Origin of the sequence: Pseudomonas benzenivorans (genome assembly GCF_033547155.1) — a bacterium.
GTDB classification, from domain to species: Bacteria; Pseudomonadota; Gammaproteobacteria; order Pseudomonadales; family Pseudomonadaceae; genus Aquipseudomonas; species Aquipseudomonas benzenivorans_B.
Genome location: NZ_CP137892.1, coordinates 3261246 through 3283233, shown reverse-complemented (window position 1 = coordinate 3283233; position 21988 = coordinate 3261246). Strand labels below are relative to the sequence as shown.

At 67.5% G+C, this 21988-nt stretch carries 17 protein-coding genes; 12 read left to right on the top strand and 5 right to left on the bottom strand.

Annotated elements, in window-relative coordinates:
- Nucleotides 1–618 precede the first annotated feature (618 nt).
- The gene (locus SBP02_RS15135) at nucleotides 619–2655 is read right to left on the bottom strand and encodes an NADH:flavin oxidoreductase (RefSeq protein ID WP_318642937.1); all 2037 of its coding nucleotides are present in this window, start codon (nucleotides 2653–2655) and stop codon (nucleotides 619–621) included.
- A gap of 298 nt (nucleotides 2656–2953) precedes the next feature.
- Here SBP02_RS15135 and SBP02_RS15130 point away from each other — a divergent pair, with 298 nt between their 5' ends.
- Entirely contained in the window at nucleotides 2954–3634 is a 681-nt protein-coding gene (locus SBP02_RS15130; RefSeq protein ID WP_318642936.1) for a TetR/AcrR family transcriptional regulator, read from the top strand.
- 128 nt (nucleotides 3635–3762) lie between these two features.
- Entirely contained in the window at nucleotides 3763–4569 is an 807-nt protein-coding gene (locus tag SBP02_RS15125) for a pyrroline-5-carboxylate reductase family protein (protein WP_318642935.1), read from the top strand.
- A gap of 47 nt (nucleotides 4570–4616) precedes the next feature.
- Here SBP02_RS15125 and SBP02_RS15120 read toward each other — a convergent pair whose 3' ends face one another.
- The gene (locus SBP02_RS15120) at nucleotides 4617–4793 is read right to left on the bottom strand and encodes a hypothetical protein (RefSeq protein ID WP_318642934.1); all 177 of its coding nucleotides are present in this window, start codon (nucleotides 4791–4793) and stop codon (nucleotides 4617–4619) included.
- 356 nt (nucleotides 4794–5149) lie between these two features.
- On the opposite strand from SBP02_RS15120, the gene proV reads away from it, so the two are divergent.
- The 7 genes from proV to SBP02_RS15085 all read left to right on the top strand — a co-directional run bounded on the left by proV (nucleotide 5150) and on the right by SBP02_RS15085 (nucleotide 12611).
- Nucleotides 5150–6325: a glycine betaine/L-proline ABC transporter ATP-binding protein ProV gene (proV, locus tag SBP02_RS15115; RefSeq protein ID WP_318642933.1), complete on the top strand. Its 1176-nt coding sequence runs from the start codon at nucleotides 5150–5152 to the stop codon at nucleotides 6323–6325.
- A 46-nt stretch (nucleotides 6326–6371) separates the two neighbouring features.
- Nucleotides 6372–7322 carry a glycine betaine/L-proline ABC transporter permease ProW gene (gene proW, locus SBP02_RS15110; protein ID WP_318642932.1) on the top strand — a complete coding sequence of 317 codons (951 nt, stop codon included), beginning with the start codon at nucleotides 6372–6374 and terminating at the stop codon, nucleotides 7320–7322.
- Nucleotides 7323–7382: 60 nt separating this feature from the next.
- Nucleotides 7383–8408, top strand: coding sequence for a glycine betaine/L-proline ABC transporter substrate-binding protein ProX (gene proX / locus SBP02_RS15105; protein ID WP_318642931.1), 1026 nt, complete (start codon nucleotides 7383–7385; stop codon nucleotides 8406–8408).
- Nucleotides 8409–8499: 91 nt separating this feature from the next.
- Nucleotides 8500–9885: an MmgE/PrpD family protein gene (locus tag SBP02_RS15100; RefSeq protein WP_318642930.1), complete on the top strand. Its 1386-nt coding sequence runs from the start codon at nucleotides 8500–8502 to the stop codon at nucleotides 9883–9885.
- On the top strand, nucleotides 9882–10649 hold the full coding sequence (locus SBP02_RS15095) for an SDR family NAD(P)-dependent oxidoreductase (RefSeq protein ID WP_318642929.1): 768 nt from the start codon (nucleotides 9882–9884) through the stop codon (nucleotides 10647–10649). Before SBP02_RS15100 ends, SBP02_RS15095 begins: the two co-directional genes overlap by 4 nt.
- Before the next feature lie 13 nt (nucleotides 10650–10662).
- Nucleotides 10663–11418: an SDR family NAD(P)-dependent oxidoreductase gene (locus SBP02_RS15090; protein WP_450091461.1), complete on the top strand. Its 756-nt coding sequence runs from the start codon at nucleotides 10663–10665 to the stop codon at nucleotides 11416–11418.
- A 476-nt stretch (nucleotides 11419–11894) separates the two neighbouring features.
- The gene (locus SBP02_RS15085) at nucleotides 11895–12611 is read left to right on the top strand and encodes a response regulator transcription factor (protein ID WP_318642927.1); all 717 of its coding nucleotides are present in this window, start codon (nucleotides 11895–11897) and stop codon (nucleotides 12609–12611) included.
- Between the two features lie 234 nt (nucleotides 12612–12845).
- Here SBP02_RS15085 and SBP02_RS15080 read toward each other — a convergent pair whose 3' ends face one another.
- A complete protein-coding gene (locus SBP02_RS15080; protein ID WP_404824337.1) occupies nucleotides 12846–17255 on the bottom strand; it encodes a DUF5801 repeats-in-toxin domain-containing protein in 4410 nt (1469 codons plus the stop codon).
- A 573-nt stretch (nucleotides 17256–17828) separates the two neighbouring features.
- On the opposite strand from SBP02_RS15080, the gene SBP02_RS15075 reads away from it, so the two are divergent.
- Complete coding sequence (locus tag SBP02_RS15075; protein ID WP_318642925.1) at nucleotides 17829–18863, top strand: GlxA family transcriptional regulator; 1035 nt, start codon at nucleotides 17829–17831, stop codon at nucleotides 18861–18863.
- Between the two features lie 26 nt (nucleotides 18864–18889).
- Here SBP02_RS15075 and SBP02_RS15070 read toward each other — a convergent pair whose 3' ends face one another.
- Entirely contained in the window at nucleotides 18890–19264 is a 375-nt protein-coding gene (locus SBP02_RS15070) for a hypothetical protein (protein ID WP_318642924.1), read from the bottom strand.
- Between the two features lie 139 nt (nucleotides 19265–19403).
- Here SBP02_RS15070 and SBP02_RS15065 point away from each other — a divergent pair, with 139 nt between their 5' ends.
- A complete protein-coding gene (locus SBP02_RS15065) occupies nucleotides 19404–20153 on the top strand; it encodes a class I SAM-dependent methyltransferase (RefSeq protein WP_369960448.1) in 750 nt (249 codons plus the stop codon).
- On the opposite strand, the gene SBP02_RS15060 is transcribed toward SBP02_RS15065, so the two are convergent.
- A complete protein-coding gene (locus tag SBP02_RS15060) occupies nucleotides 20154–20792 on the bottom strand; it encodes a TetR/AcrR family transcriptional regulator (RefSeq protein WP_318642922.1) in 639 nt (212 codons plus the stop codon).
- Nucleotides 20793–20883: 91 nt separating this feature from the next.
- On the opposite strand from SBP02_RS15060, the gene SBP02_RS15055 reads away from it, so the two are divergent.
- Nucleotides 20884–21987, top strand: a complete 1104-nt coding sequence (locus tag SBP02_RS15055; protein WP_318642921.1) for an efflux RND transporter periplasmic adaptor subunit — start codon at nucleotides 20884–20886, stop codon at nucleotides 21985–21987.
- The last annotated feature ends 1 nt before the right edge of the window (nucleotide 21988 follow it).

The following is a 21988-nucleotide window of genomic DNA, read 5'->3' as shown; positions in this document are numbered from 1 at the left end:
ACAAGCCCGTAGGGGCGGGTTAGCTGCCCAGAGGCGTAACCCACCGTTGCGTCCGTCATTCAGCCGCGTCGCCGGCCTCCGGCCTGAATAAAAAGAATAAAAAGGGGACAGATTTATTTTCTCCGTCGCCCGCTTCTACTGGTTTCGGCTTTACGCCGAGTTACTTTCTCTTTGCTTGTGCAAAGAGAAAGTAACCAAAGAGAAAGCACACCCGGCATCCGGGTTTCGCTGCGCTCAACTCCCCTCCCTATGGCACTGTTCCGCGGGTCGTCACGGTGGGCCATCCCTGGCCCATCGTTCCTCATTTGGCATCCATGCCAAATGCCCCTCTGCACAGCGCCTGCACTCGGCCTACTGACGGGACCCGAGATCGCGGCGTTTGGTCGATTTGTGGAAAGAAAGGGAGAAGCAGAACTTAGAAAGCCACAGCCAAAGCATCGCGGCCAAGGCCGCTCACTCGGAAGCCCGTAGGGTGGGTTAGCCGCGAAGCTGCGTAACCCGCCATGGCGTCGGCAGGATGACCGGGTGTCCCGAACGGCAGGCAGCCAGAAAGAAGAAGGGCGCATGACGGTTTGACCGTCATGCGCCCCAGTGCCTATCGGCTATTCAGCCTGGCGTTTAGAGGTCCTTGACCAGCCGCAGCGCGTCGTAGATCGCCGCATGGGTGTTGCGCGCGGCCACCGCGTCGCCGATGCGGAACAGCTGGAATTCGCCGGCCGGGTTGTCGTCGCGCTGCTGCGGCTGGCCGTGGATCAGGTCGGCGTATTCCACCGCGCCAAGGTTGCGCGAGTAGGGCTTGAGTTCGAAGTACAGCTCGTCCATGGGCCGGGTGCCGTGGTTGACCACCACCTGGTCGACCTGGCGCTGTTTGCGCACCCCGCCATAGTCGCTGTCGATCTGCGCCAGCAGCCCGCCGGCGTCGCGGGCCACGGAGGCCAGGCGGTAGGTGACGGTGAAGGTGGTGTCGAGCCGCTGCAGGGCGCGCATGTAGGGCACCAGGTTCATGGCCATGACTTCCGGGGCGAAGCTGCGGTCGGGGGTCATGATCTCCAGCTTGGCGCCGCTCTGGGCGATCAGCTCGGCGGCCTGCAGGGCGGTGTGGTCGCCGGCGTCGTCGAACAGCAGCACGTTGCGCCCCGGCTTGACGTCGCCGGAGAGGATGTCCCAGGCCGACACCACCAGCTCGTTGCCGGCCTCCAGGACCTCGGTGTGGGGGTAGCCGCCGGTGGCGATGATCACCACGTCGGCCTGCTCGGCGCGGATGGTCTCGGCCTCGGCCCAGCTGTTGAAGTGGAAGGTCACGCCCAGGGCCTCGCACTGGCTCATGCGCCAGTCGATGATGCCGAGCATCTCGCGCCGGCGCGGGCTCTGCGCGGTCAGGCGCACCTGCCCGCCGGGGCGGTCGGCGGCCTCGTAGACCACCACCTCATGGCCGCGCTCGCCGGCCACCCGTGCCGCCTCCAGGCCGGCCGGGCCGGCGCCGATGATCACCACCTTGCGCCGCGCCGGGGCCTTGGCGATCTCGTGGGGCATGGTCGTTTCGCGGCCGGTGGCGGCGTTGTGGATGCAGTAGGCGGCGCCGCCCTGGTAGATGCGGTCCAGGCAGTAGTTGGCGCCGACGCAGGGGCGGATGGCCTCTTCGCGGCCCTCGATCAGCTTGCGCACGATGTGCGGGTCGGTCATGTGGGCGCGGGTCATGCCGATCATGTCGACCTTGCCGGTGGCGATGGCGTGGCGCGCGGTGGCCACGTCCTGGATCTTCGCCGCGTGGAAGGTGGGGAAGTCGGTGGCGGCGCGGATCTGCCCGGCGAAGTCCAGGTGCGGCGCGCTGGCCATGCCCTGGATGGGGATGACGTCGGTGAGGCCGGCGTCGGTGTCGATATGGCCGCGGATGATGTTGAGGAAGTCCACCATGCCGCTGTCCTTGAGGCGGCGCGAGATGTCCAGGCCGTCCTCGGCGCTGAGGCCGCCGTTCAGGGCCTCGTCGGCGGTGTAGCGCACGCCGACGATGAACTCGTTGCCCACGCGCTGGCGCACGGCCTTGAGCACGTCGAAGGTGAAGCGCAGGCGGTTGTCCAGGGAGCCGCCGTAGGGGCCGTCCAGCTCGTTGGTCAGGGGCGACCAGAACTGGTCCATCAGGTGGCCGTAGGCCTGCAGCTCGATGCCGTCCAGGCCGGCGGCCTGCATCCGCTCGGCGGCATCGGCGTAGTCCTTGATGATGCGCTCGATGTCCCAGTCTTCGATCCGCTTGGGGAAGGCGCGGTGGGCCGCCTCGCGGTTGTGCGAGGGCGACACCACCGGCAGCCAGTCGCCCTTGTCCCAGCGGGTGCGGCGGCCCAGGTGGGTCAGCTGGATCATCACCGCGGCGCCGTGCTCGTGGCATTCGTCGGTGAGGTCCTTCATCCAGCCGACCACCTCGTCCTTGTAGGCGAGGATGTTGTTGAACACCGGCGGACTGTCGCGCGACACCGCGGCCGAGCCGGCGGTCATGGTCAGGGCCACCCCGGCCTTGGCCCGCTCCACGTGGTAGGCACGGTACAGCGCCTTGGGCATGCCGTCCTCGGGGTAGGCCGGCTCGTGGGAGGTGGTGATGATGCGGTTGCGCAGGGTCAGGTGCTTGAGCTGGTAGGGCTGGAGAAGCGGATCGTTGGACATGGTCTGGGCTCCACGCGGGGAAGGGCTCGGGTCACGGGTCGGAAGCAATGTACATGAGTGTCTATTTAATAAACCTGAATGTACATTTTCCTCGGGCAACGATGTCGCTCTCGACTATTTCCTGTCGCAGGCGATGGTTTCTACAGAGCAAATTCAAGGGTTGCAGGGCCTCTGTCTGCCGATTGCGGAATATCCACGGGCGATGCGGCTTGGCGGTTACTGTACAGCTGTGTCGTTTCTACATACGGGGTTGGACATTCCGCTTGTGCAGAGGGGGAGCGGCCGCTAGGATCGGGCCATGACTACCCAAAGCAAATCCAGCGACAGCGGCTGGCGCGGCTCGGCCGAGGGCTGGCTGGAAGCGGCGTACGAGGGCCTGATCGAGTCGGGCGTCGAGGCCGTGCGCATCCTGCCGCTGGCGAAGAAACTGAACCTGTCGCGCACCAGCTTCTATTGGTTCTTCAAGGACCGCGAGGAGCTGCTGGCGGCCTTGCTCGAGCGCTGGCGGGCGAAGAACACCGGCAATCTGGTCAGGCAGGCCGAGGGCTATGCCGAGAGCATCGCCGAGGCCATTCTCAACGTGTTCGACTGCTGGCTGAGCCCGGCGCTGTTCGACTCCCAGTTCGAGTTCGCGGTGCGCAGTTGGGCACTGCAGGAATCCAGGGTCGCGGACGAGGTCGAGGTGGCCGACCGGGCGCGGCTGGCGGCCCTGACCGAGATGTTCGAGCGCTTCGGCTACGACGGCCTGAGCGCCGACGTGCGGGCCCGCTCCACCTACCTGACGCAGATCGGCTACATCAGCATGAACACCCGCGAGGACGCGCTGACCCGCATGCAGCGCATTCCCGAGTACGTGAGGATCTTCACCGGCCAGCTGCCGCAGCCCCGCGAGCTGGAGCGCTTCTACGCCCGCCACGGCTATGCGGTGCAGGCGCCGACCCTGGTGGCGCTGGGGGCGAAGAGTCCGCTGCAGGGCTAGGACCGCTCACCTCAGCGCCGAGCAAGGACAACGTAGAACCTAGGGTGGATGGCCGCAGCCATCCACCAGGGGGGCAAGTCTCTGGCGTTGCCCTCGAATGAACGGCTTTGCGCCGCAGGGGAGGGGAAATGGCACAGGCAATGACGGTCGGCATCATCGGTGGCGGCGGCTGGCTGGGGCGCGCCATCGGCGCTGCCATGCTCGAGAAGGGCGTGCTGGCACCGGCCGGGCTGATCCTCTCCAGCCGCAGCGGCACGCTCGCGGGCTTCGAGGCCTGGCCCGGGGTGCGGCTGACGGCGGACAACCGCCGGCTGGCCGAGGAGGCCGAGGTCATCGTGCTGTCGGTGCGACCCGAACAGTTCGCCGCGGTCGAGATCGACGCCGCCGACAAGCTGGTGATCTCCTTCATGGCCGGGGTCTCCCTCGACACCCTGATCGCGCGCACCGGCAGTGGCCGGGTGATCCGCGCCATGCCCAACGCCGCCGCCGAGATCGGCCAGTGCTATACGCCCTGGTTCGCCAGCGGGCAGGTCAGCACCGCCGACAAGGCCTTCACCCGGGCGATGTTCGAGAGCTGCGGCGACACCGACGAGGTGGCCAGCGAGGCGGACCTGGACTACCTCACCGGCCTGGTCGGCTCCGGGGCGGCCTATCCGGCGCTGCTGGCCGAGGCCATGCTGGCCCATGCCCTGGCCAGGGGGCTGCCGCGCCGGGTGGCCGAGAACGCGGTGCGCGGCGTGGTGGTGGGGGCGAGCCAGCTGCTGGGGCGTGGCGGCATGCCGCCGGCGCAGATGGTCCAGGCCATGCTCGACTACCGCGGCACCACCGCCGCCGGTTTGCAGGGGATGATCGATGCCGGTTTCAAGCAGGCCGTCGACGCCGGGCTGGACGCCGCCGAAGCCGCCGCCCGGCGGATGAAGAGCCGCTATTCATAGGGCGGGGGCGCAGGTGGGGCGCATGACCATGGGCCCTGTACGGCTGCCTAGTCCGTTGCGCCAAACCCCACCAGGGAGGTCGATCCCCGCTGCTGGGTCATGTGGCGCATCATGCCGTAGTGGGTCTTCACCCCGCGGCTCTGCGCCACCAACCCACCCTGCACGGGTTGTGTGCAACGGGGGCACAGGGTCAGGCGGCAGGCCGGGCCGGTCTCGCTGCTCACCTCGCGGGCCCTCGAAACCTCTCTATCACTGTCCCTGTGGCGTGCGTCGCGAAGCCGAGCCGGTGGCCTGAAGTGCTTCCCGAGTCCTGAGCTCCCGGCTCAACCAATAACATCAAGTTATGGTTTGCGCCGAACAAATGTCGTTGGACGCTCAGCCCCCCAAACCCTAACTTGAACCCACCCGGCGGCACGCGTGCAGGCAGTCGCCAAGGGGCATATTTCGCGGTGATCCAGGCTATTAACGGCCGGCGACAACTTCTCCGAAGTTCGGCGCTGGCGGGACGACTTCGCCCTGGATAAAGCGCCGGCAGGCGTCGCCAAGTTGATGATCCATAGACTTATAAGAAGAGGGTGCGATGACCCAAGCCGACGAGATACTTTCGGTCAAGAACATATTCAAGGTCTTCGGGCCGCAGCCGGAAGTGGCCATGGATATGCTGCGCAACGGCGCCGACAAGAACGAGATATTTCAGAAGACCGGCCAGGTCGTCGGCGTGTTCGACGCCAACTTCTCGGTCAAGCGCGGCGAGATCTTCGTGATCATGGGCCTGTCCGGCTCGGGCAAGTCGACCATGGTGCGGCTGTTCAACCGGCTGATCGAGCCCACCTCCGGCAGCATCCACCTCAACGGCCGGGAGATCACCGGGCTGTCCGACAAGGACCTGCTCGAGGTGCGGCGCAAGGAGATGGGCATGGTGTTCCAGTCCTTCGCCCTGATGCCGCACATGAGCGTGCTGGACAACGCCGCCTTCGGCCTGGAGATCTCCGGGGTCAGCGAGCAGGAACGCCAGGCGCGGGCGGTCGAGGCGCTGCGCCAGGTCGGCCTGGCCGGGCACGAGAACAGCTACCCGCACCAGTTGTCCGGCGGCATGCAGCAGCGCGTCGGCCTGGCCCGGGCGCTGACCAACGACCCGACCATCCTGCTGATGGACGAGGCCTTCTCCGCCCTCGACCCGCTGATCCGCAGCGAGATGCAGGGCGAGCTGATCCGCCTGCAAGCCGAACAGCAGCGCACCATCATCTTCATCTCCCACGACATCGAAGAGGCCATCCGCATCGGCCACCGCATCGCCATCATGGAGGGCGGCCGGGTGGTGCAGATCGGCACGCCCCAGGAGCTGCTGTGCAACCCGGCCAACGAGTACGTGGAGAACTTCTTCCACGGCTTCGACAGCTCCCGGGTGCTCAACGCCGGCGATGTGGCCGAGCTGGACCCCGCCGCGGTGTGCCGGGTCAATGGCCAGGCGCCGGGCTTCCAGGCCGGCGTGCCCTTCGGCTACCTGGTCGACGAAGGCGACCGGCTGCTCGGCGTGATCGAGCCCGCTGCGCTGAACGGCAGCGGCGCCGGCTTGCAGCGGCTGGAGCAGTTGCGCCTGGACCACCATCAACCGATCTACGTCGATACGCCGCTGCATGACGTACTCGACCTGGTGGCCTCGGTGCCCTACCCGGTGCCGGTGCTGGACCATGGCGGTGCCTTCAAGGGCACCATTTCCAAGAATCTGCTGCTGCAGACCCTGAGTCGCCACTGAGTCCTAGCGGCATTCCACCGAGCAGAAGCGAAGAGCAGGTATCCCCATGTCAGAGTTCAGTTTCCTAGACCCCTTCCAGACCTTGACCATTCCCCTGGGGGACTGGGTGGAAAGCACCTTGAATTATCTGGTGCACAATTTTCGCGAGTTCTTCCGCCTGATCCGCTGGCCGATCGATCAGGTGCTCAACGGCTTCGAATACGTGCTGCAGAGCATCCCGCCGTCGATCGGCATCCTCCTCTCCGCGCTGCTCGGCTGGCAGGTGGCCGGGGCGCGCATGGGCTGGTTCTGTGCCGTGACTCTGACCCTGCTGGGCCTGATCGGCGTCTGGTCCGAGGCCATGACCACCCTGTCGCTGGTGCTCACCTCGGTGTTCTTCTGCGCCCTGATCGGCGTGCCCCTGGGCATCCTCTCCTCGCGTAGCGATCGCCTGGAGAAGGCCGTGCGCCCGGTGCTCGATGCCATGCAGACGCTGCCGGCCTTCGTCTACCTGGTGCCGGTGGTGATGCTGTTCGGCATCGGCAACGTGCCGGGCGTGCTGGTGACCATCGTCTTCGCCGTGCCGCCGCTGGTGCGCCTGACCAACCTGGGCATCCGCCAGGTGCCGGACGACAAGATCGAGGCGGCCCGCGCCTTCGGCTGCACGCCGTGGCAGATGCTCCGCCGCGTACAGCTGCCCTTGGCCGCGCCGACCATCATGGCCGGCGTCAACCAGACCCTGATGCTCTCGCTGTCGATGGTGGTGATCGCCTCGATGATCTCGGTCGGTGGCCTGGGGCAGATGGTCTTGCGCGGCATCGGCCGCCTGGACATGGGCCTGGCCACGGTCGGCGGCGTCGGTCTGGTGCTGCTGGCGATCTTCCTCGACCGCCTGACCCAGGCCATGGGCGAGCGCAGCAATGCCGACCCGAGCCAGCGCTGGTATCACAGCGGCCCCGTCGGCCTGCTGCTGCGCCTGCTGGGCAGCCGCCCGGCAACGGCCAAGGCCAGCGCCTGAACCCCGACCGGCGCAATCGACACCCTTAAACCGAGAACAAGACCACAGAGGTAGATGACGATGACTTTGCACAAGCGTGGATTGACCCAGAAGCTGCTGCACGGCGCCGCCGTGGCGTCCCTGAGCCTGCTGCCGCTCTACGGCCAGGCCGCCTCGGCCGAGAAGCCGGGGGAGGGCGTGGAGGTGACGCCGATCTTCCCGAGCATCGCCGAGGAGCGCTTCCGCGGCGAGCTGGCCATGGCCGGCCTGCGCGAGCTGGGCTACGAGGTGCAGGAGCCGAAGGAGACCGAGTACGCGGCCATGATGCTGGCGCTGTCCTACGGCGATGCCGATTTCAGCGTGCACCTGTGGGACAAGCTGCACGACACCTTCTACCAGAAGGTCGGCGGCGACGAGACCCTGGTCAAGGCCGGCGACGTGATCCCCGGCGTGCTGCAGGGCTACCTGATCGACAAGAAGACCGCCGAGCAATACAACATCAAGTACCTGACCGACCTGAAGAAGCCGGAGATCGCCAAGCTGTTCGACAGCAACGGCGACGGCAAGGCCGACCTCACCGGCTGCAACCCGGGCTGGGGCTGCGAGCTGGTGATCGACCACCACCTGAAGGCCTACGATCTGGAGAAGTCCGTCAGCCACAACCGCGGCTCCTACTTCGCCCTGATGGCCGACACCATCGCCCGCTACAAGGAAGGCAAGCCGATCCTCTACTTCACCTGGGTGCCGCAGTGGATCGCCGGCGTGCTGGTCGAGGGCAGGGACGTGGTCTGGCTGGAGGTGCCGCACACCGACCTGCCGGACGGCAAGAACGACGTCAACACCAGCTATCAGGGCAAGAACCTGGGCTTCGCCGTGGACGAGGTCAAGGCCGTGCTGAACAAGGAGTTCGCCGAGGAGAACCCGGCGGCCCTGAAGTTCCTCTCCCTGGTGCAGATCACCACAGACGACGAGAGCGCGCAGAACCTGAAGATGCAGAACGGTGAGAACAGCCCGGCCGACATCGAGCGGCATGCCGCCGAGTGGGTCGCCGCCCACCGCGAGCAGTTCGATACCTGGTTGGCTGCCTCCCGCGCCGCCGCCCACTGAGTCCTGCGCGCAGACCCGCGAACCCTTTTTCGGCGCCCCCTGGGGCGCTTTTTTTGCCCTTCGAATCGCGACCCGTCCATGGAGTAAGCCCATGTCGCTCTATTCGTTCGTCCGTGATTTTCGCTTCGAGCAGGCGCCGGCCCATACCCGCGTGCTGCTGCAGACCTGCCTGCTGGACATTCTCGGGGTCGCCGCCGGCGCCCGCGACAACCAGACCAGCCAGATCCTGCGCCAATATGCGCTCGACCACTACCCGGCCGGTGCCCTGGCCAGCCGCCTGCTGTTCGACGGCCGCGCCGTGCACCCGCTGGGCGCGGCCTGGGCCGGCGGCTTCAGCGTCGACAGCCTGGATGCCCACGAGGGCCACTTCACCTCCAAGGGCCATGCCGGCGCCAGCGTGGTGCCGGCGTTGCTGGCGTTGGTCGACGCCTGCCGCGAGCAGGGACGCAAGATCAGCGGCGAGGAGCTGCTCGGCGCCCTGTGCATCGGCTACGAGACGGCGCTGCGCGCCGGTGCCGCGCTGATGGCCACCGCGCCCGAGTACCACGCCTCCGGCGCCTTCTCCGGGCTCGGCGTGGTCTGCGCCGGGGCGCGCCTGCTGGGCCTGGACGAGCCGACCTTCCGTCATGCCCTGGGCATCGCCGAATACTTCGGCCCGCGCTGTCCGATGATGCGCCTGGTCGATCACCCCTCGATGTTGCGCGACGCCCACGGCGCCGGCGCCCATGCCGGGCTCAATGCCCTGCTGCTGGCCCGGGCCGGGGTCACCGGCGCGCCGGCCGAGACGGTGGAGACCACCGCCGTGGCCGCCCAGTGGCACGACCTCGGCCAGCGCTGGGAGATCGACGCCCAGTACTTCAAGCCCTGGCCGGTGTGCCGCTGGGCGCAGCCGGCGCTGACGGCGATGACCGCGCTGCTGGCCGAGCAGCCGCAGATCACCGGCGAGGCCGTCGAGCAGATCCGCGTCGAGACCTTCCACGAATCCATGCGCCTGCAGGGCCATACCCCGGCCAATGCCGACGAGGCCCAGTACGCCCTGGCCTTCCCCCTGGCGGCCCTGGTCGCCCGGGGTCAGGTCGGCCCGCTGGAGGTGACCGGAGCGGCGATCCAGGCCGCCGACATCCTCGCCGTCAGCCGGCGCATCGAGATCGTCGAGGCCGACGACCTGTCGGCGCGTTTCCCGGGCGAAATCCTCTCGCGGGTGACGGTGCAGCTCAAGGACGGCCAGCGCTTCGCCAGCCCGATCACCGCGGCCAAGGGCGACCCGGCCACGGCCATGACCCAGGCCGAGTTCAGCGCCAAGTTCCACCTGCTCGCCGGCGTCAGCCTGGACCAGGCGCGCCGGGAGGCCATCGAGCGGGCGATCGCCGAACTGCCGGCCAGCGCCGACTGCAGCGAGCTGTTCGAGTTGCTGTTCCACACCGACATCGCCCGGGCAATGCCCGAGGCCGCTCACCCTATGGAGGTTGCCCTATGAAGTTCGCCGGGAAAGTCGCCCTGATCACCGGCGCCGCCGGTGGCGTCGGCCAGGCCCTGGCCCTGTTGTTCGCCCGCGAGGGCGCGCGCCTGATGCTGTCGGACCGCGAGGAGGCCGGCTGCGCGGCCATCGCCGAACAGGCTCGTGCGCTTGGCGCCGAGGTCGCCTACCTGGCGGGCGACCTGCGGCAGAAGAGCTACTGCGAAGCCCTGGTCGGCGGCGCGGTGGAAGCCTTCGGCGGCCTCGACATCGTGCTCAACAACGCCGGCATCATCCCCCGCGGCACCATCGAGGAAACCACCGACGAGATGTGGTTCGACGCCATGGGGGTCAACCTCAATGCGGTGTTCTACATCTGCCGCGCGGCGATCCCGCACATGCAGGGGCGACAGGGCGCCGCTATCGTCAATACTTCTTCGGTATGGGGCGTGTATCCGGGGCCGGGGCACGTCGCCTACTGCACCAGCAAGGGGGCGGTGGCGGCCCTGAGCAAGAACCTCGGTCGCGACTGCGCACCCCTGGGCATCCGGGTCAACGCGGTGTGCCCGCATGAGATCAATACGCCGATGATCCGCAGCGGTTTCGAGCGCCGCGGCCTGGACCCGGACAAGGCCGTCGAGGAGCTGAACAGGAGCGTGCCCCTTGGGCGCATCGCCGAGCCGGAGGACATCGCCGACGTGATCGCCTTCCTGGCTTCGGACGAGGCCCGTTACATCGCCGGGGAGACCCTCGAGGTCACAGGCGCCAAGCCGGTATCCGGCTAAGGAGACGAACATGATCCTCACAGGCAAGAACGTGGTGGTAACCGGCGGTGGTCGCGGCATCGGCCGCGGCATCACCGAGAAACTCCTGGCCGCCGGCGCGCGGGTGCTGGTGGCCCAGCGCCAGGCCCTGGATGCCGAACTGGCGGGCAATCCCGAGGTGTTCTTCGTCGCCGCCGACCTGGCCGAGCGCGGCGCTCCGCGGCATATCGCCGAGGCCGCGCAGGACTTATTGGGCGGCGCCGATGTGCTGGTCAATAACGCCGGCTTCATGGTCGAGCAGCCGATCGACGTGATGAGCGAGGAGGACTGGGACCACATGCTGGCGGTCAACCTGCGCGCGCCGGTGTTCCTCGCCCGCGAGCTGCTGTGGCAGATGCGCCAGCGGGGCCACGCCAGCATCATCAACATCGGCTCGATCGAGGGCCTGGGGGCCAACCCCATGCACGCCGCCTACTGCGCCTCCAAGGCCGGCCTGCACGGCCTGACCCGGGCCCTGGCGGTGGACCTGGGCAGCGATGGCATTCGCTGCAACGCCATCGCCCCGGGCTGGATCGACTCGGACCTGAGCGATGCCTACCTCAACGCCCAGGACGACCCGCAGGGGGCGCGCAAGGGCCTGCTGGCCCTGCACCCGGTCGGCCGCACCGGCACGCCCCGGGACGTCGGCGCCGCGGTGGTGTTCCTGGCCAGCGACGAGGCGGCCTTTATCACCGGGCAAATACTGGTGGTCGACGGCGGGCGCACCGCCAAGCTGCCCCTGCCGTTCTGAGGCGCCGCGCGCGGGCCGGCCCGGCGCCCCCCTGGTGTCGGAATTAGACACCTGGGGGCGCGCCGTACATAGAGTGCGCGCCCGGCCGGCGCTGCTGTGCGGTATCCGCCGAGCCCACGGCGCCCAGAACTCGCTCATCCGCCTCGTTTAGGCGGCTCGATTGGGAGGGCTGGCTTGCCCGCTTAATCCCTTCGCTCCAGTTGAAATTTTTGCTGGCCACATGCCCACGCCTTTCCTATACATAGGAAAGGCCCTCACTGCTGACGGGCTGTTGAACAACGACCTGCGTGGCCGATGAGTGATTAAAAACAGATTCGAGCGCGAGTTCGCTCGGCATGCCGAGCGAGTGCATGTGAACTCCGTCGGTGCATCTGTTTGATTTGCCAGAGATTGCCTTCCTGGCCTGCCTGGGATGGCCTTGCCGACGCTCTTTGGCCAACTGGCAAACACTCACTCTCCAGAGGGCGAGGATCATCATGCCTGCCCGCAGAAATCCGATACGCGTGATGCTGATCGATTGCCGTCCCCTGGTCCTCATGGGCCTGCACGATCTGATCGACGCGAGGAAGCCACGGATGGAGGTGATCGGCCAAGCCTCGGCCTATGCCAACGCACTGGAGCTCGCCGACCAGTTGCGTCCCGATGTCATTTTTTTCAGTTTCTTTCCGGATGTGCTCGACCCGCTGGATGTCATCGCCGGACTCAGCGGCAGTAGCGCAGTGAAAGTGCTGGTGCTCAAGGGGTTGTACGAATCCATCCCCATCGCCCAGGCGATAGCGGCGGGCGCCCGTGGCGTAGTGCTGGCGGAAGACCCGGCGGAGTCGATCATCCAGGCCATCATCAAGGTTCACCATCGCGACGTCGGGCTGGGCAGAGCCAGGGCCGGCGGGCTTTCCAGCTATGCCGTGGCCGGGCCGCTACCCCCGAAGTGCAGCCTGGAGCAGGCGAAGCAGGCGCAGTTGACGCTGCGCGAGAAGGAGCTGATTCGCGCCATAGTGGGCGACCCGTCCGCCAAGTACCTGAGCATCGCCGCGCGCCTGGGCATCAGTGAGCACACCGTGCACAACCACCTCAGCAACATCTATCACAAGCTCCAGCTCATCAACCGCATCGACCTGCTGATGTATGCGCTGAAGCACGGGCTCACCGACAGCGATGAGCCGCCTGCGTCCAGCTGGGTGGAGTTGGATTGAAGTGCACGTGAAAGCCTGCGGGGCGTCCAGGCCCTCAGCCGGTCGTCGTCCTAGACGCTGGCCTTCTCGGTGTTTCCGGTCGCGTTGACCCGTATCTCCGTCGCGTTCTTCCAGCCCTGTGGGGTTCGAGCATGCACCGCGCAGGCGCTCCTGTAGACCTCCCGGTGGCACTGCGGGAAGCAATGCGGGGGTGGCTCCTATGCCACTCCCGCACCCGTTTACGCGCTCGATCCGTCAGGCAATAACAATATCGCTGTCCAGTAGGCTGACCCCGACCACGGTGATGGTGGTTGTCTGTCCGCCGATGGACTCGGCGACGGTCACTATGCTGTCCATGCCGTTGAAGTTGATGCCGATGTCGGTCATCGGATCAACGCCCGCATCGCCGATGAGCACCAGGGTGTCGCGCAGGCCCGGGCTCGCATCGAAGCCTACGACCTGGTACAGATTCTCCTCGACCGACAGATCGATGTTGAAGGCATCCCGCTCATCGGGCGTGCCCAGCAGCCTGAAGTCGAACAGCGGGTCGGCCAGGTCGTTGGCGAACAGGTCGGCAGAGAAGCCGCTCGACACCGTATCGCCGTCCTTGTCGGTCAAGGACGCGGTGAAGTCCAGGCTTATGTCCTGCGCGACGCTCTCCGTCACGGTGACGAACTGGATGTTCGGAATCTTGATCTCGCCGTAGAGCATCGTGAGCTGCACCGCGTCGATCTTCAGGCCCGCGCCATCGATCTCGAAGAACTTCGGCAACGCCCCCTTGCCGAGGTCGCCGACCACAGTCGTATAGGCCGATACGTCACCGTTTGCATAGAAGATCCGGTACTGCAGGCGCTCGCCGCCGCTGTAGTCGTAGCCGGTCACCGAGTTGTCGATGAACACCCGCACCTTGTCGACCAGCGTGCCCGGGTTGACGACGATGCTTTCGTCCGACGGGGTGTTGCCAACGGGATCGTCGATGACCGCGTCATTACCGCTCGCGCCGTAGCCGTTCAGGAGGTTGTTGGCCACCCCGATGCCCGCGGTGCTGACGTTCATGTTGCGTGGGTCGATGAACCCCGCCAACGGCGGGCCTTGCAGGTCTGCTTCCGTGGGATCGGACTGCCCTTGGATGATGCCGCCGGCGATGGCGCTCGCCAAAGCGTCGATCTTCGCCGAGAAGAACACGACGGTCTCCGTGGGGGCGGCCGGCGGCGGCGGAATGAACAGCGTCTGCACCGGGTCCGGGCCACCGGCCCCCAGGCCGCCGTCCGCGGTGTCGGTCGTCGTCGTCGACTGCACCGGCGTCGCCAGGTCGAGCGCGTAGGTGCCATCCGCCCGCGCGGTCAGGGTGAAGGCCAGGGGATCGGCGTCCACCGTCCCGTCGTTGTCGAAGTCGCCCGACAGCGAGCCGGTCCACTTGTAGTCGCCAGCCACGTCCGGCGTCACTTCGGTGAGCGAGAAGTTCGCGGCGGCCTGGGCGACGCCGTCGAGCCGGAACCCGGTCAGTGCGATCTGCAGCTCGTCGGCATCAGGTCCGTCGGCGCCGGCCGCCATGTCCCAGTAGCCGAACTGCGCCAGGGCGGTGCCGGTGCCGACCAGGTTGCCGAAGGCGAGGGTCGGGCCATCGTCCTCGAACCTGAAGGCCTCACCTATGTTGCGCGTGGCCGTGGCGGTGTCGCCATCGCCGTCGGTGGCGGTCGCCGTCAGCGTCACCAGGGCGGCCGCCAGGCCGGCGGCGGAGGCGCCGGTTTCAACCGGGTCGAGCGGGTCGTCGTGGACCAGCGAGCGGCTCTGGCTCAGGGTCACGGCGCCGCTAGTGGCCACCACCGAGATGGTGAAGGCCACGGCACCGCCCGGATCGGCGAGGCCGCCGGCGGTGCCGACCCGGCCGAGCACCGCGCCGCCTTCCAGGAACAGGAAGATCTTGTTGCCCGACAGGGTGTCGCGCAGGCCGCTGTCCACGCCACCCGGCGCACTCACGCCGAGCGTGTAGCTGAGCGCATCGGCGTCCTCCACGTCGTCGTCGTTGCTGTCCTTGAAACCGTCCTTGCCGAAATCCGCCGCGCCGAACAGGCCGGCGAAGCTGACCGGACCGGCGCTGTCCGGGATGTCGGTGTCGTCGGTGGTCAGCGTCGGCACCGCAACGGCGTTGGCCGCGATCGCCGGGCCATCGTCTTCGAACCTGAAGGCCCCGCCTATGTTGCGCGTGGCCGAGGCGGTGTCGCCGTCGCCGTCGGTGATGGTCGCCGTCAGCGTCACCAGGCTGGCCGCCGCCAGGCCGGCGGCGGAGGCGCCGGTCTCAGCCGGGTCGGTCGGATCGTCGTGCACCACCGAGCGGCTCTGGGTCAGGGTCACGGCGCCGCTAGTGGCCACCACCGAGATGGTGAAGGCCACGGCGCCGGCCGGATTGGCGAGGTCGCCGGCGGTGCCGACCCGGCCGACGACCGCGCCGCCTTCCAGGAACAGGAAGATCTTGTCGCCGGACAGGGTGTCGCGCAGGCCGCTGTCCACGCCACCCAGCGCGCTCACGCCGAGGGCGTAGGTCAGCGCATCGGCGTCCTCGACGTCGTTGTCGTCGGCATCTTTGAAGCCGTCCTGGCCGAAGGACGAGGTGAACAGGCCGGCGAAGCTGACCGGGCCGGCGCTGTCCGGGATGTCGGTGTCGTCGGTGGTCAGCGTGGGTACCGCAACGGCGTTGGCCGCGATCGACGGGCCATCGTCCTCGAACCTGAAGGCGTCACCGATGTTGCGCGTCGCCGAGGCGGTGTCGCCATCGCCGTCGGTGATGGTCGCCGTCAGCGTCACCAGGCTGGCCGCCGCCAGGCCGGCGGCGGAGGCGCCGCTCTCGACCGGGTCGGTCGGATCGTCGTGCACCACCGAGCGGCTCTGGGTCAGCGTCACGTTGCCCGTGTTGGCCACCACTGAGATGGTCAGCGCCACGGCCCCGGCCGCATCGGCGAGGTCGCCGGCGGTGCCGACCCGGCCAACCACCGCGCCGCCTTGCAGGAACAGGAAGATCTTGTCGCCCGACAGGGTGTCGCGCAGGCCACTGTCCACGCCACCCGGCGCGCTCACGCCGAGGGCGTAGGTCAGCGCATCGGCGTCCTCCATGCCGTTGTTGTCGCTGTCCTTGAAGCCGTCCTGGCCGAAGGCCGAGGTGAACAGGACGGCGAAGCTGGTGGGGCCGGCGCTGTCCGGGATGTCGGTGTCGTCGGTGGTCAGCGTCGGCACCGCGGTGGCGTTGGCCGCGATCGCCGGGCCGTCGTCCTCGAAGATCATCTGGGAGCCGATTTCGGCCTTATCCACAGAGACCTGGCGCAGCATGAAGCCGCCGATGTCGAAATCGGCGTGGTTGTTGCCCTTGGCGTCGAGGGCCGCGCCGTTCTCGACGAGCACGCGGTTGTGATCGTCGGTGGTGGTGTATTCGATGCGGTGGCCGGCCTTGATGCCGGTCAGCGTCGCAACCCCGTCGACTATGGCGATGGCGATGCCGGGGTCGTTCACCAAGCCGTCCGAAGTCTCGAGCACCTGCCCGGTGCTGATGTTGATGACGCGAACATTGGTGATAGCCACCGTAGCATCGCCCACATAGCCGTTGACGAAGTTCACTCCGGGTTCAGCAGCGGTGCTGAAGGCGCTGATCTTGACCTGAGCGGTCTTGCCGCTTTGCAACTGCACGACGTCGAATTGGGCCGACCTGGCGTTGAACATGGCGGTGAAGTCGATATTGGCTTCGATGTCCGCTTCGTTCTGGTCCAGGTTGGGAATGGTCACGTTCTGCCGGGCGCCGGTGACGAAGGTGAAGCGGATGCCCTCCTGTTCGGTGATCATCTGGTTGTTGGTGCCGAAGGTGGTCGGGCCGCCCGCCTGGCTGGAATTGATGGTGTCGCCGGTGTTGATGTTGACGCCGCTGGACTGGTCGGCGGGGTTCTTGCCGGTGGCGATGATGCTGGGGCTCGAGATCCGCGTGACACCGTTGTCGTCAAAAGTTTCCGGGTTCGCCTTGGTGAACATCAGGAAGAGGTTCTGCCCGGAGGGCGCATTGGCCAGGTCGAAGACCAGGTCCTGGCTGGTGCCGACGAAGACCAGATTCGACAGGTCGACGGCATCGTCGGGGTCTGTGGCGTCCGGATGCTGGAGTGGCTGGTATTGCACCATCCACAGCTTGCCGCCCGAGACCGGCGAGCCGGTTTCCTCGATATAGGCGGCGAACACTATGGCGCCGGCCGGATCTGCCAGGTCGTCGTCTGGCGCGTCGGTCGGCCCCTCGGCGCCCACGCGGCCGAGCAGGATGTTGTTGTTGGATGTATCCGTGTAGAGAAAGATTTTTCTGCCATCGAGGGTCAACAGGCCGCTGTCCAGGCCGTTGAGCGGCGCGCCCGCGCTGTCGACGAAGCTGACATCGGTGATGCTGGCCCCGGGGGCCGGGGTGATGGTGAAGGCATCGCTGCCCAGGTTGACGCCGTCGTAGCCGCTCAGGGCCGCGCCCAAGGCGGTTGTGTTAATTGGGACCAGTTCGCTCAGGCGCGCGGAGAAAACCATGGGCAGGGACGCCACCAGAATGTCGTTGTCGTCTGCGTCTCCCGCAGCGCCTGGAGTGGCAGTTAGGTTCTGCAAACCGCCTGATTCATCGATTGTGCTGCTGTCGATCACTGTAATAGCCATGACTCCCTCCCGAGCATTGCCGGTCATCGAGGCCTGACCGTGGGCCGTGATTTGAGGCAGGCCCCCACTATGGGGAATGACCGATGCAGCGCCCATCGCCCGATGCTCCCAGACGGCCTGGGAGTTTCGGACTAATGGCGTTACGTCGGGGCCGAGCGCTGGCGTCAGGAGGGGCGCTGGTCGCAGGGGCGCGGGGGGCTGGCGTCGATTGCCAGCCGATCGGGGATCGAGCCAGGTTCAGGCTTTCCGCTGGGGGGTAGGCGATGTTGTGCGGCGGCCTTGTACACTAGCGGCCAGCGGATCACCCGGGGCACAGGCAAGGCGAGGTGAGCCGCCTGGCCACGTGGGCGGCGGCGTGCACTGGTCCTGTTACCGGGCACTTGTGGCGATAGTTTCTCGCGGCAAGGGCGAGGCGGCAGGGTATGCTGGCGGTCTTCGCGCCAGGGGCCATGGCGCCGGAGGCGACGACGGAGCAGGCGCGGCCGTCGCCGCTCCGCAACACCGGGCGAGCTGGGGTGCGGGGCCCGAATAACTAAAATAACCACATGGCTTTGAGTCTGACCGGGTTGTGAGATGAGATCGTCCTTCGAGAGCGTTTTGAAGAACAAGAATATGGCGCACCTCGACAAGATGGTGAGCGCGGGACCGTCGCTGCCGCCACGTCGGGTCGCCTTCGTGTTGCAGGAGAATTTTTCGATGATGGCCTTCACCGGTGCGGTGGATGCCCTGGTCACGGCCAACCTGATGAGTTCGACGCCCTTGTTCGAGGTGCTGGTGGTCGGCGCCAGCGAGCTGGTGATCAGTGACCTGGGCATCGCCATCTCCGCCGGCTGCCCGCTCGCCGAGCTGGAGGAGAAACGCCTGGATATCCTGGTGGTCTGCGGCGGCTTTCGCGTGCGCCTGCAGGGCGAAGCGCTGCTGCGGGCCAAGCTGCGCTCGGCCGAAGCCGCCGGGGCCATGCTCGGCGGGCTGTGGAACGGCGCCTATTTCATCGCCGAGGCCGGCCTGCTCAACGGTTACGAATGCGCCTTCCACCCGGACGGGCGGGCGATGATGAGCGAGCTGTTTCCCCAGGTGAAACTCTCCAGCCATGCCTATGTGCTCGACCGCGAGCGGATCAGTTGCGCCGGCGCCAACAGCTCCCTGGGCATGATGCTCGAGGTGGTGCGACGCAGCGGCGGCGAGCAGCTGGTCAGCGCGGTGGAGGAGGTGCTCAGCTGCGACAAGATGCGCGAGGTGATGGATGTGTCGGTGGTGGCGGTGGACTACGACCCGACCCTGCCCCAGGCCCTCAAGCTGGCCCTGGAACTGATGCACAACAACATCGACGAGCCCCTGGTGGTGGACGAACTGGCCGAGTGCGTGGGCATCTCCCGGCGCCACCTGGAGCGCTTGTTCTGCCGCCACGTCAACGCCACCCCCTCGCGTTATTACCTGGAGCTGCGCCTGACCCGGGCCCGTCAGCTGCTGCAGCAGACCAACAAGTCCATGGCCGAGATCGCCGTGGCCAGCGGCTTCGTCAGCATCTCCCACTTCCGCCGCTGTTTCCGCGAGTTCTTCGATATCGCGCCGGGCAAGTTCCGCGCGGCACGGCAACCGAATCGCTGAGCGCCGGCCAATCAGCGGAGCGGGGCTTAGGGCGTGAGCGCCGGCAGTTGCGGCAACTGCGCCGCCGGCATGACCCGGCTGAAGGCCTCGCAGGCGTCTGCGAGCATGGCCAGCCTCAGAGGCTCGACGCGCTCGGGGTGGGCCTGCAGGTGCTCGCCCAGTTCCAGCTGCAGGCGGGCGATGAGCTGCCCATGCTCCGGGTCCGGCTCGATGCCGTCGGGGAACGGCGGCGGCTCGCTGTCGGCGCTGTCCCGGGCCTGTGCTGCCAGTGGTCCGGGCAGCAGGCGGCTGAGCAGCAGTTGGAAGTCCAGATAACCGCGTATTTCCGCCTCGCTGCTCGGCGCCGGCAGCGTTCCGCCGGCGACGGACGAGGGGGGGAGTGGGGCAAGGCCGTTGATCATGGACAACTCGGTGCGGCTGGACGGAGGCGGGTCTGGCAGAATGCCGGGCCCAATTGGTTATCGGCCGCCGCGCGGTCGAGTTGAACGCTATCGAGCGAGATTGCCCATGAGTGACGAACAGCCCATCGCCCGCATTCGCATGGAGGCCCTGGCCGCTCATCTGGACGGGGCCGCCGCGACCTGGGCCGCGCGCCTCGGCCTGCCCCGGGACGGCGAGGCGCAATTCGCCCTGCAGCTGGGCGAGGCGGGGTTGCAGTTGGCCGAGCTGGGACCGCAGGCGCCCGGGCCGGTGCGGGTGGACTTCGTCGCAGGCGCCCTGGCCCATCGTCGCCAGTTCGGCGGCGGCAGCGGGCAGATGATCGCCAAGGCCGTGGGCCTGCAGCAGGGCGTGCGCCCGCGGGTGCTGGATGCCACCGCCGGGCTGGGCCGCGACGCCTTCGTCCTGGCCAGCCTGGGCTGCGCGGTGACCCTGATCGAGCGCCAGCCGCTGATCGCCGCCCTGCTCGAGGACGGCCTGGCGCGCGCCGCCGCCGATGCCGAGGTGGCGTCGATCGTCGCGCGCATGCAGCTGTTGCACGGCAACGCCATCGAACTGATGGGGGCCTGGACGGGAGAGCCGCCCCAGGTGATCTACCTCGACCCGATGTTCCCCCACCGCGACAAGAGCGCCCTGGTGAAGAAGGAGATGCGCCTGTTCCGCCCCTTCGTCGGCGACGACCTGGATGCCCCGGCGCTGCTCGCCGCGGCACTGGCGCTGGCCAGCCACCGGGTGGTGGTCAAGCGCCCGCGCAAGGCGCCGGTCATCGAGGGCGCCAAGCCCGGCTATGCCCTGGAGGGCAAGTCCAGCCGCTACGACATCTACCCGAAGAAGGCCCTGGGCAAGGGCTGACTAGTCAGGCCGGTAGGCGCGCATGAACAGCGCCACCACCTTGGCGATGTGCGCTTCGGCGGCGGCCCCCTGCTGCGGTTCGCCGCAGCCGATCAACAGGCGGAAGTTGGCACCGCCCTTGACCAGGCAGAAGAACTGGTCGGCCGCCTCCTGCGGGTCGTCTATACGCAGCTTGCCGGTGCGGTCGGCCTGGCGCAGCAGGTGCTCCATCTCCTGCAGCACGCGCTGCGGCCCGGCCTCGTAGAAGATCCGCGACAGCTTGGGGTCCTGGGCGCCCAGGCTGACCATCACCCGGTGCAGCTCGACCGATTCGCGGCTGTTGATCAGGCGATGGAAGCCGCGGGCGATGTTCAGCAGCACGCGGTCGAGCGGCGCGTCGTCCACCAATTCGAACAGCAGCTCGGGCAGCTGCTCCTGGCACTTGGCCTTGATCGCCGCGGAAAACAGCGTCTCCTTGTCGGTGAAGTGGCTGTACACCGTCAGCTTCGATACCCCGGCCTCGGCGGCGATGGCGTCCATGCTGCTGCCGTCGTAGCCCTTGCTGAGGAACAGAGTTTTCGCCGCATCGAGGATGGCCTGACGCTTGGCGGGGTCTTTCGGGCGGCCGGGGCCGCTGGGCGGCAACATTTGCTTAGGCATCGGTGGCTTTTAATACTGGACTGGCGAGTTTGCTATTTTTACTATACCCGGCAGTACAAATATTCCAAACCTTGGCGAAAGGTCTTCGATCATGTTGCGTCATGTCCTGTCCGTTACAGTGCCCGCCAGTCTAATCGCTCTGCTCGCCGCCTGTGGCAATGGCGAGCCGGTGACGCCGGCCATCCGTCCGGCCCTGGTGATCCAGCCACAACTGGCCGCCGAACTGACGGACAGCTACCCCGGCGAGGTGCGCGCGCGCCTCGAACCGGAGCTGGCCTTCCGCATCGGCGGCAAGGTGACCAAGCGTCTGGTCGAGGTCGGCGATCAGGTGCGCAAGGATCAGCCGCTGGCCGAGCTGGACCCCCAGGACGTGCGCCTGCAGCTGGAGGCCATGCGCGCCCAGGTCGCCGCGGCCGAGGCCAACCTGCAGCTGGTGCGCGCCGAGCGCGACCGCTACCGGAAGCTGCTGGCGCGCCAGCTGGTCAGCCGCTCGCAGTACGACAACGCGGAGAACACCTTCCGCTCGGGCGAGGCCCGTCTCAAGCAGGTCAAGGCCGAGTTCGACGTGGCCAGGAACCAGGCCGGCTACGCGGTGCTGCGCGCGTCCCAGGCCGGCGTGATCGCCCGGCGCATGGTCGAGGTGGGCCAGGTGGTGGCGGCCGGCCAGAGCGTGTTCACCCTGGCCGTCGACGGCGAGCGCGAGGTGCTGATCAGCCTGCCGGAGCAGGCCTTCGAGCGCTTCCAGGTCGGCCAGCCGGTGCAGGTCGAACTGTGGTCGCAGCCGGACCAGCGTTTCCCCGGGCGCATCCGCGAGATGGCGCCGGCGGCCGACCCGCAGTCGCGCACCTTCGCCGCCCGGGTGGCCTTCACCCAGGGCAAGGTGCCGGCCGAGCTGGGGCAGAGTGCCCGGGTGTTCATCGCCCATGACGGCGAGGTGCCGCTGGCGGTGCCGCTGTCGGCGCTGAGCGCCGAGCAGGGGCGGCCCTTCGTCTGGGTGGTCGACCCGGCAGACGCCACTCTCAAGCGCACCCTGGTGCGCATCGGCGCCTACGGCGAGACCAGCGTGCCGGTGCTCGAAGGCCTGAGTGCCGACGACTGGGTGGTGGCCGCCGGCGTGCAGGTACTGCGCGAGGGCCAGCAGGTGCGCCCGGTGGACAGTGACAACCGCGCGGTCAAGCTGGCGGCCAAGGAGTAGT